The sequence below is a fragment of the Streptomyces solincola genome, from assembly GCF_002982015.1.
GTDB classification, from domain to species: domain Bacteria; phylum Actinomycetota; class Actinomycetes; order Streptomycetales; family Streptomycetaceae; genus Streptomyces; species Streptomyces solincola.
Map to the genome: position 1 here is coordinate 1 of NZ_PVLV01000232.1, position 8,014 is coordinate 8,014.

8 protein-coding genes and 1 pseudogene are annotated in these 8,014 nt (G+C 72.6%); 7 read left to right on the top strand and 2 right to left on the bottom strand.

The features are described 5' to 3' along the window. Positions 1 to 1,243 (bottom strand): hypothetical protein (locus C6N75_RS16345; protein ID WP_105869644.1); only part of this gene is annotated, 1,243 nt, incomplete at its 3' end. Between the two features lie 278 nt (positions 1,244 to 1,521). On the opposite strand from C6N75_RS16345, the pseudogene C6N75_RS16350 reads away from it, so the two are divergent. From C6N75_RS16350 to C6N75_RS16365, 4 genes and pseudogenes are all read left to right on the top strand, one after another. Continuing rightward, a pseudogene (locus C6N75_RS16350) lies at positions 1,522 to 2,112 on the top strand (HhH-GPD-type base excision DNA repair protein); the annotation flags it as partial. 341 nt (positions 2,113 to 2,453) lie between these two features. Further along, positions 2,454 to 4,028 (top strand): M28 family metallopeptidase, encoded by a 1,575-nt coding sequence (locus C6N75_RS16355; RefSeq protein ID WP_105869646.1) that lies wholly within the window; start codon positions 2,454 to 2,456, stop codon positions 4,026 to 4,028. 322 nt (positions 4,029 to 4,350) lie between these two features. Next, positions 4,351 to 4,647, top strand: a complete 297-nt coding sequence (locus C6N75_RS16360; RefSeq protein ID WP_003955420.1) for a type II toxin-antitoxin system VapB family antitoxin — start codon at positions 4,351 to 4,353, stop codon at positions 4,645 to 4,647. A 150-nt stretch (positions 4,648 to 4,797) separates the two neighbouring features. Then, on the top strand, positions 4,798 to 5,430 hold the full coding sequence (locus tag C6N75_RS16365; protein WP_105869647.1) for a LytR C-terminal domain-containing protein: 633 nt from the start codon (positions 4,798 to 4,800) through the stop codon (positions 5,428 to 5,430). Between the two features lie 118 nt (positions 5,431 to 5,548). Here the strand turns inward: C6N75_RS16365 and upp are convergent, their stop codons facing one another. Then, a complete protein-coding gene (gene upp / locus C6N75_RS16370) occupies positions 5,549 to 6,184 on the bottom strand; it encodes a uracil phosphoribosyltransferase (protein ID WP_105869648.1) in 636 nt (211 codons plus the stop codon). A gap of 276 nt (positions 6,185 to 6,460) precedes the next feature. Between upp and C6N75_RS16375 the strand changes: the two genes are divergently transcribed. From C6N75_RS16375 to C6N75_RS16385, 3 genes are all read left to right on the top strand, one after another. Beyond that, positions 6,461 to 6,655 carry a hypothetical protein gene (locus C6N75_RS16375; RefSeq protein WP_105869651.1) on the top strand — a complete coding sequence of 65 codons (195 nt, stop codon included), beginning with the start codon at positions 6,461 to 6,463 and terminating at the stop codon, positions 6,653 to 6,655. A 351-nt stretch (positions 6,656 to 7,006) separates the two neighbouring features. Then, positions 7,007 to 7,543 carry a tRNA adenosine deaminase-associated protein gene (locus tag C6N75_RS16380; RefSeq protein WP_105869649.1) on the top strand — a complete coding sequence of 179 codons (537 nt, stop codon included), beginning with the start codon at positions 7,007 to 7,009 and terminating at the stop codon, positions 7,541 to 7,543. A 62-nt stretch (positions 7,544 to 7,605) separates the two neighbouring features. Then, positions 7,606 to 8,014: nucleoside deaminase (locus tag C6N75_RS16385; RefSeq protein ID WP_105869650.1), on the top strand; the 409-nt coding region annotated here is incomplete at its 3' end.

The following is an 8,014-nucleotide window of genomic DNA, read 5'->3' on the forward strand; positions in this document are numbered from 1 at the left end:
CGTAGTAGTACGGGGTGTAGCCGCAGGAGCCGTCGTCGTTGCGGTAGTCGGCGGTGATCGAGAGCGTGCCCACGCCCAGCGGCGCCGCGGCGTCGACCGCCAGCCGTACCTTGATGTCGGCGTGCTCGCCGGGCTTGAGCCCCTTCACCACACCGGTGCGGTGATCGGCGTCGGGCTTCTGCCAGGCCGGTGACCCGGCACCGGACCAGGTGAGCCGGAGGCTGCCGGAGGCGCCCTGCTGGCCGCTCTCGTCGACGGCGCGCACCGCGACGTACGGCAGGACGGTGTCGAGGGTCTCGCGGGTGCCGTTGGTGACGCGGACGGTGAACTCCGCGGTGGCGCCGCGGGCGATCGCACCGGGCAGCCCCTTCGCGTCGACCGTCAGCCGGGGCGCGGGGGTGCAGGAGTCGTCCCCGGCCTCGGCCAGCGCGTCCTCCAGCGCCTTTCCGGCCGCCTCCTTGGCCTTCAGCGCCTTGGCGGTGGCCAGCTCGGCGCGGTGGACGACCTTGGACGCCTCCACCTGGGCGTCGGCCAGGTCGTCGTGGGCGGCGGTCGCCTTCGCCGCCGCCTTCTCGTCCTTCTCCGTAGCGGCTTCGGCAGCCGTCGCCGCGTCCGCCACAGCCTGCTCGGCCGCCGTCCTCTGCTCCTCGGTGGCGTCCTCGGGCAGCGCGTCCAGGGCGGCCTCCGCCTCGGCGAGCGCCTTGTCGGCGGCGGTCCGGGCGGCGGCGGCGTCCTTGGCCAGCCTCCTGGCATCGGCCAGTGCGAGCACGAGCGGGGAGTCGGGGGCGGAGATCCGCTTCAGCTCCGCCAGGGCCGTGTCCTCGGCGGCCTTGGCGTCCCGGTAGGCCTGCTCGGCGGCGGCGAGCGCGCGCTCCAGGTCCTCGATGGAGGGCTTGCCCTTCTGGGCCTCCTGGGCCTTCGCCGACTTCCGGTCGCCGCCCGCCGTCGCCGACTTCCGGTCGTCCGCGGCCTTGGGCGACTGCCGGGCGTCCGGGGCGGGCAGACCGGCGGCGTCCCGGTCGCGGACGGTCCGCTGCGCTGCGCCCGGGTCTGCGGACGCAGACGCGGGCGCAGCGGCGAGGGCGGGGGCGGACGCGTCCACGGTGGTGGCGGGCGTGGTGCCGGCGGACCGGGGCACGGCCAGAGCCGGCGTGGCGGACAGCAGGAAGACGGGGGCGGTCACTGCGGCGGCGACGGCGGTGGCCAGCGTGCGGCGGATGTTCAACAAGAGTCCCTCGATCATGGAGCCGGCCCCTACGGCCGGGAAGATCGTATGACCGTCCTCGCCCCGAGCGAAGGGGGTTTCGCCCCTTCCGGCCCACCTCGGACCGGCGGCCGGCTCCCGGAGTGTCCACTGAGCGCGCACACGGGACATATAGGGGACGCAGAGGGGCGGGAAACGGGGCGAACGGCACGGGTGGCAGTGAGCGACCCGCGGGTGATGTGACTCATGTCACCCTCGCTGTCCCGCGGCCCCCGTCCCGCCGTGCGGGGCCCGGGCCGCCGGGCGATCATCGGAACATGACCACCACGATCCACCTCGCCCAGCAAGCCGAGGCGGACGAGCTGCTGGGGCGCAGTCCGCTCGCCGCGCTCGTCGGGATGCTGCTCGACCAGCAGGTGCCCATGGAATGGGCGTTCTCGGGGCCGTACACCATCGCCCGCCGGATGGGCGGCGACGACCTGGACGCCCACGAGATCGCCGGCTACGACCCGGAGGCGTTCGCCGGGATGCTGGCCGCCAAGCCGGCCGTACACCGCTATCCGGGGTCGATGGCCAAACGGGTGCAGGCGCTGTGCCGGTACCTGGTGGAGGAGTACGACGGCGACGCGGCGGCGGTCTGGGCGGACGCGGAGAGCGGCGAGGAGCTGCTGGCCCGGCTGGTGGCGCTGCCCGGCTTCGGCCGGCAGAAGGCGCAGATCTTCCTGGCGCTGCTCGGCAAGCAGTACGGGGTACGGCCGGCCGACTGGCGGGAGGCGGCGGGCGGGTACGGCGAGGAGGGCTCGTACCGGTCGGCGGCCGACATCACCGGGCCGGAGTCGCTGGCCCGGGTGCGCGCCTACAAGCAGGAGGCCAAGCGTGCGGCCAAGGCGGCGCAGCCGACCGAGGCGGCGAAGCCAGCCAAGGCGGCCACGGCGGCCAAGGCGGCGAAGCCGACCCCGGCGGCCCCGGCTGCGAAGGCAACGAAGTCGGCGAAGGCAACGAAGTCGGCGAAGGCAACGAAGTCGGCCAAGTCGGCCACGGCAGTCAAGGGGTCCGAGTCGGCCACGGCGACGTCTTCCACGGGCGCCAAGGCGTCCGGATCGGCGCGGGGAAAGGGAAGTTCGGCCTCGAAGTGACGGGTTCGGATGCCAAACGTACGCGATCGGACGCGAGTTGCGGCACATCCGTTCACAGGAGCCGTGGAGATCGCTAGCTTCCCCTCAACCTCGTTCGCACCGGAAGGACCTCTGTGAACGCATCCCATCGCAGAGCAGCGGCCGCCCTGGCCGCAGCCGCACTCGCGACTCCGCTCCTGCTGGTCTCCGCCTCGCCCGCCTCCGCCGTCCGGACCGACCCCGGCAAGGAGGCGGCGAAGAAGGCCGCGAAGCTCTCGCAGAAGCTGGTGCGCGAAGCCTCCGCCTCGGACGGCTACACGCACCTGAAGAAGTTCCAGCAGATAGCCGACTCGGCCGGCGGCAACCGCGCGGCCGGGACGATCGGTCACGACGCCTCCGCCGCGTACGTGTACCAGCAGCTCAAGAAGGCCGGCTACCAGGTCTCGTACCAGAAGTTCGACTTCCAGTACACGAACACCCAGGCCGAGAAGCTGGCGGTGGTCTCGCCCGAGGCCCGGGACGTCGCGATATCCGCGATGACCTACACCAAGTCGACGCCGGTGGGCGGCCTGACCGCCGCGCTGGCCGCGGTGCCGGCCCCGGCCGAGGACGCGACGCCCGGCTGCGAGACGGCCGACTACGCGGGGACCGCGTACACCGGCAAGATCGCCCTGATCAAGCGGGGCGGCTGCTCCTTCGCCGACAAGCAGGCGCAGGCCGCGGCGGCCGGCGCGGCCGGCGCGATCATCTATAACAACACCGAGGGCGCGCTCTCCGGCACCCTCGGCGACGCCGCGGCCGGCAAGATCCCGACCGGTGGCGTCACCCAGGCGGACGGCGAGCGGCTCGCCGCCGACGCGGCCAAGGGCCCGGTGACCGTCCGCTTCGAGATCCGCCAGCTTCAGGAGAAGCGGACCACCAACAACGTCATCGCGGAGACCGCCCGCGGCAACGCGGCCAACACCGTGATGCTCGGCTCGCACCTGGACAGCGTGACGGCCGGCCCCGGCATCAACGACAACGCCTCCGGATCGGCCGGTCTCCTCGACGTGGCGCTGAAGTTCGCCAAGTCGAAGGAGGCGAACAAGACCACCAACAAGGTGCGCTTCGCCTGGTGGTCCGCCGAGGAGAACGGCCTGCTCGGCTCCGAGCACTACGTGGCCAACCTCAACGCGCTGGACCGCAAGGAGATCAAGCTCTACCTGAACTTCGACATGATCGCCTCGCCGAACTACGGGCTGTTCGTGTACGACGGCGACGACTCCGACGGCGTCGGCTCGCCGGCGGGCCCGGCCGGCTCCGCCCAGTTGGAGCGGGACATCAACCAGTTCATGGACAAGCGCGGGCTGCCGCACGAGGGCACCGACTTCACCGGCCGCTCCGATTACGGGCCGTTCATCGAGGTCGGCATCCCCTCCGGTGGCACCTTCACCGGCGCGGAGGGCGTCAAGACTGCCGCGCAGGCCGCCAAGTTCGGCGGCACGGCCGGCGTCGCCTACGACTCCTGCTACCACGCCAAGTGCGACGACCTCGACAACATCAGCATGCCGGCGTTCGACGCGAACATCGACGTCATCGCCAACGCGGTCGGCACCTATGCGCATGACCTCAGCTCGCTGAACAAGCCGGTCGTCACCGTGCCCACCGAGGGCGACGAGGGCAGCGGCGGCGGTCTGCACGACGGCCACGGCCACGAGGTGACCGAGTGACGCGCACCGCCTCACTAGCCGCCCGCTGAGAGCAGGCGGCGCCGAGGGCGCGCGGGGCGCGGCCGGAGTACCTTCCGGTCGCGCCCCGTTCCGGCGTCCGGAGCACCTCTCCCGGTCACGCCCCGTTCCGGCATCCGGAGCACCTACCTCCGGTCTTTCCTCGTCTCGCCGTCCGTTTCGCCGTTCGATGCGCCACCCGGGTGAACCGGGACACCGCCGCCGCGCTCCCCCGTACCGGTCTGCCCGCCTTTGGACCGATGGACCGAATCCCGCCGACGCCGCGTGGCTGCGCCGGGCGCCGTCGGCCCGGTAGGCTTTCCGTGTGATCTTCAAGCGCATCGGCAACGGGCGGCCGTACCCCGACCACGGCCGGGAAAGCACCCGGCAGTGGGCGGACGTCGCGCCCCGCCCGGTCCGCCTCGATCAGCTCGTCACCACCAAGGGCCAGCTCGACCTGGAGACGCTCCTCGCCGAGGACTCGACGTTCTACGGCGACCTCTTCGCCCACGTCGTGAAGTGGCAGGGCGACCTCTACCTGGAGGACGGGCTGCACCGCGCCGTGCGCGCGGCCCTCCAGCAGCGCCAGGTGCTCCACGCGCGCGTCCTCGAACTGGGCTGACCGCCCGGCCGCCCCGGACTGACGGCCTCTGGCCCGACGGCTCCCCTTCGACCTTGCCGGATCAGTCGTTCGGACCGTTTCACACCCGTCCGGCGGTCATCGGATGATCCTTCTGTAGGCATAGTCAGGGGCCCGCATTACGCTGCGCCCATGAGCATGCTCACTCCCCCAGGTATGGGCGGGAAGTACCGCATCACGGGCAATACGTACCCGCGGATGCGACGCCCCCGGCGCCGCCGCCGGATCGTGGTCGGTCTCTCCGCCGTGGTCGCCCTGGGCCTGGCCGGATGGGGGACGCTGCAACTGGTCGACGTCTTCGGCGACGGCGGGAACGGGCGTACCGGCACCGCCGCCGGCACGGCCTGCAAGCCGCGCAAGGCGACGACCGCCACCACCACCGCCGTGTACGCCCCGCTCAAGCCGGCCCAGATCACGGTGAACGTCTACAACGCCACGCCCCGGGCGGGGCTCGCCAAGGCGACCGCCGACGAGCTGAAGAAGCGCGGCTTCACCATCGGCAAGGTCGGCAACGCACCGGCCGCCTACGACAAGAAGGTCCCGGGGCCGGGCGTCCTGCTGGGCGCCACCGACTCCACCAAGGCGGCGTTCCCGGTGCTCGCGACCCAGTTGAAGGGCGCGGCGCAGAAGACGGACCCGCGCCGGACGGCCGACGTCGACCTGATCATCGGCACCGCGTTCAAGACGCTGACGCCGCCGAAGGACGCCACCGCGGCCATGACGGCCCTCGCCGAACCGAAGAAGCCCGCACCGGAGAAGTGCTAGCCGCACCCGCGTCCGAGAGCGCGGCGGTCCGGGCGGAGGCGGTGGCGTTACGGGCCCGGGCACCGCGTACGGACCCTTGAGCTCCAGGCGGCGGCGGTACGAGTCCGGGCGGCGGCGGTCAGTCCGCGGTGCCGTACATCCGGTCGCCCGCGTCACCGAGCCCCGGGACGATGTACCCGTGCTCGTTGAGCCGCTCGTCGACCGACGCGGTGACGACGGTGACCGGCGTACCCGCCAGCTCGCGCTCCATGAGCTCCACGCCCTCGGGCGCCGCCAGCAGCACGACCGCCGTGACGTCGTCGGCCCCGCGCTTGATCAGCTCCTGGATCGCGGCGACCAGCGTCCCGCCGGTGGCCAGCATCGGGTCGAGCACGTAGACCTGGCGCCCGGAGAGGTCCTCCGGCATCCGGGTCGCGTACGTCGACGCCTCCAGCGTCTCCTCGTTGCGGATCATCCCCAGGAAGCCCACCTCGGCGGTCGGCAGCAGCCGGACCATGCCGTCCAGCATGCCGAGACCGGCCCGCAGGATCGGCACCACCAGCGGCTTGGGGGAGGAGAGCTTCACCCCGGTCGTCGGGGTCACCGGGGTCTCCACGTCGACCTGCTCGGTGCGCACGTCCCGTGTCGCCTCGTAGGCGAGCAGGGTCACCAGCTCGTCTGCCAGCCGGCGGAAGGTCGGGGAGTCGGTGCGCTTGTCGCGCAGCGTGGTGAGTTTGTGCGCCACCAACGGGTGGTCGACGACGTGAATCCGCATGTCCTCAACCCTAGCCCGCACTGGCATCAACCCACGCCAGGGAGGGAAGGTGGGGTGGACGGACCCAGCCTGGGGGTGGTCGAGATGCCGGAGCACGGAGAGCAGGATCGGCGGCGCCAGCGCGCCCGCACCTCCCGCCGCCAGGCCCGTACCCCCGCCCCCGAGGCCGCTTCCGATACGTCCGACACCGCCTCCGGTGGCTCCGGTGGCTCCGGTACCGCCGAGGCCGTTTCCGGTATCGACCGCGCGCGTGCCGAGCGCCAGGCGGAACGGCGGCTGATCGAGGAGCCGCCGGTGGTCGGCGGGCCGCGGCCGGAGGGGCCGGAGACCGACGCCGAGCGCCGGCGGCGCCGGGCGCAGTTCCTCCGCGAGCTGTACGAGGCGAAGGCGCTGCGCGACCGGGTGCAGCCGCGCCGGGCCAGGGCCGCCCGGATGCGGCAGCAGATGCGGATGCGCACGTTCCGCTGGTAGCGGTAGCGGCAGCGAAACGGGACGCGGGAAGCGGGAGCGTAGGGAGAGGTCTCCTCCGCCCATTCGTCCGGTTCCGCTCAACACCGTCGCCTGGATTGCGCCGCCGACCTGACCCGATCGCACCCGATCGCTCTCGACCTACTCCGACGCGCTTCGACGCGCTTCGATGGGCTTCGACCGCTTCGGTTCGAGTCGCCGAGTGACACCGAACGGCCGCCGGAGCCAGACTGGTGCACGACGCAAGAGCGGAACACCTCTCCTCAGCGCCTGGTATCTGCCACGATGCCGAGTGGGCGGGGCATTCAGGAGGGCCGCCCGATCCTCACACCTCTGATCAGTGGGAGAGTCACGGTGTACTTCGCCGCACTGCTCGCGCGCACCGAAGACGGGTGGGAAGCGAGCGACACAGAGCTCGACGATGTGGAGACCTTGTCGGATCTGATCGAGCTCGCCCGGGAAGCCTCGGTGGACGACGACATCGTGGTCGTCTTCATCGAGCAGGAGGACGCGTGGTTCGGCGTCGTCCGCGTGGAGGGTGAGGAGGACCCCCGTATCTACGTGTCCGACGGAGCGGCCGCCGCCCGCTCCTCGTACGGGGAGATCCTCACCAAGGAACTGCTGGGCGACGACCAGGAGGACGACGGCACCGACCTGGACGCCCTGGACCTCGACGGCACCGAGGACGGCGAGCCCGACGGCGTGGACGACGAGGACGACGACGGCGCCCCCGCGGCGGCCGGGTCGGTCCCCGCGGCGCCGGTCGGCGACCGCCTGGTCCTCGACGACCTCGGCCTGACCGAGAAGGAGCTGCTGGCACTCGACACCGACGCGCTCGGCACGATCGCCGACGCGCTGGGCGCCGCGGAGGTCCTGGAGGCCGTCCGCTAGTGCCCCACCCCGCACCACGACCACCCCGACCACCACTCAGCGATCCGGTACCCGAAGCGCCCATGCCGACCGACGCCGTCCGGCCACCCGACCACGATCCGGTACGGGAGCCCTGGCGTGCGGTCATGCGCCGGGCGCTGGCGGAGGCCGAGCAGGCCGCGCTGGCCGGCGACGTGCCGGTCGGCGCGGTCGTGCTGGCCCCGGACGGCACGCCGGTCGCCACCGGCCACAACGAGCGGGAGGCGACCGGCGACCCGACGGCGCACGCCGAGGTGCTGGCGCTGCGCAGGGCGGCGGCCGCGCTCGGCGAGTGGCGGCTGCCCGGCTGCACGCTCGTCGTCACCCTGGAGCCGTGCGTGATGTGCGCGGGGGCGCTGGTGCAGTCCCGGGTCGGCAGGCTGGTGTTCGGCGCCTGGGACGAGAAGGCGGGCGCGGCCGGTTCACTGTGGGACCTGGTGCGCGACCGCCGGC

Excerpts from the sequence above, each read along its gene's own strand:
- C6N75_RS16365 (WP_105869647.1), top strand. The coding sequence starts at position 4,798 with ATGAGCATGCTCACTCCCCCAGGTATGGGCGGGAAGTACCGCATCACG.
- upp (WP_105869648.1), bottom strand. The coding sequence starts at position 6,184 with ATGCGGATTCACGTCGTCGACCACCCGTTGGTGGCGCACAAACTCACC.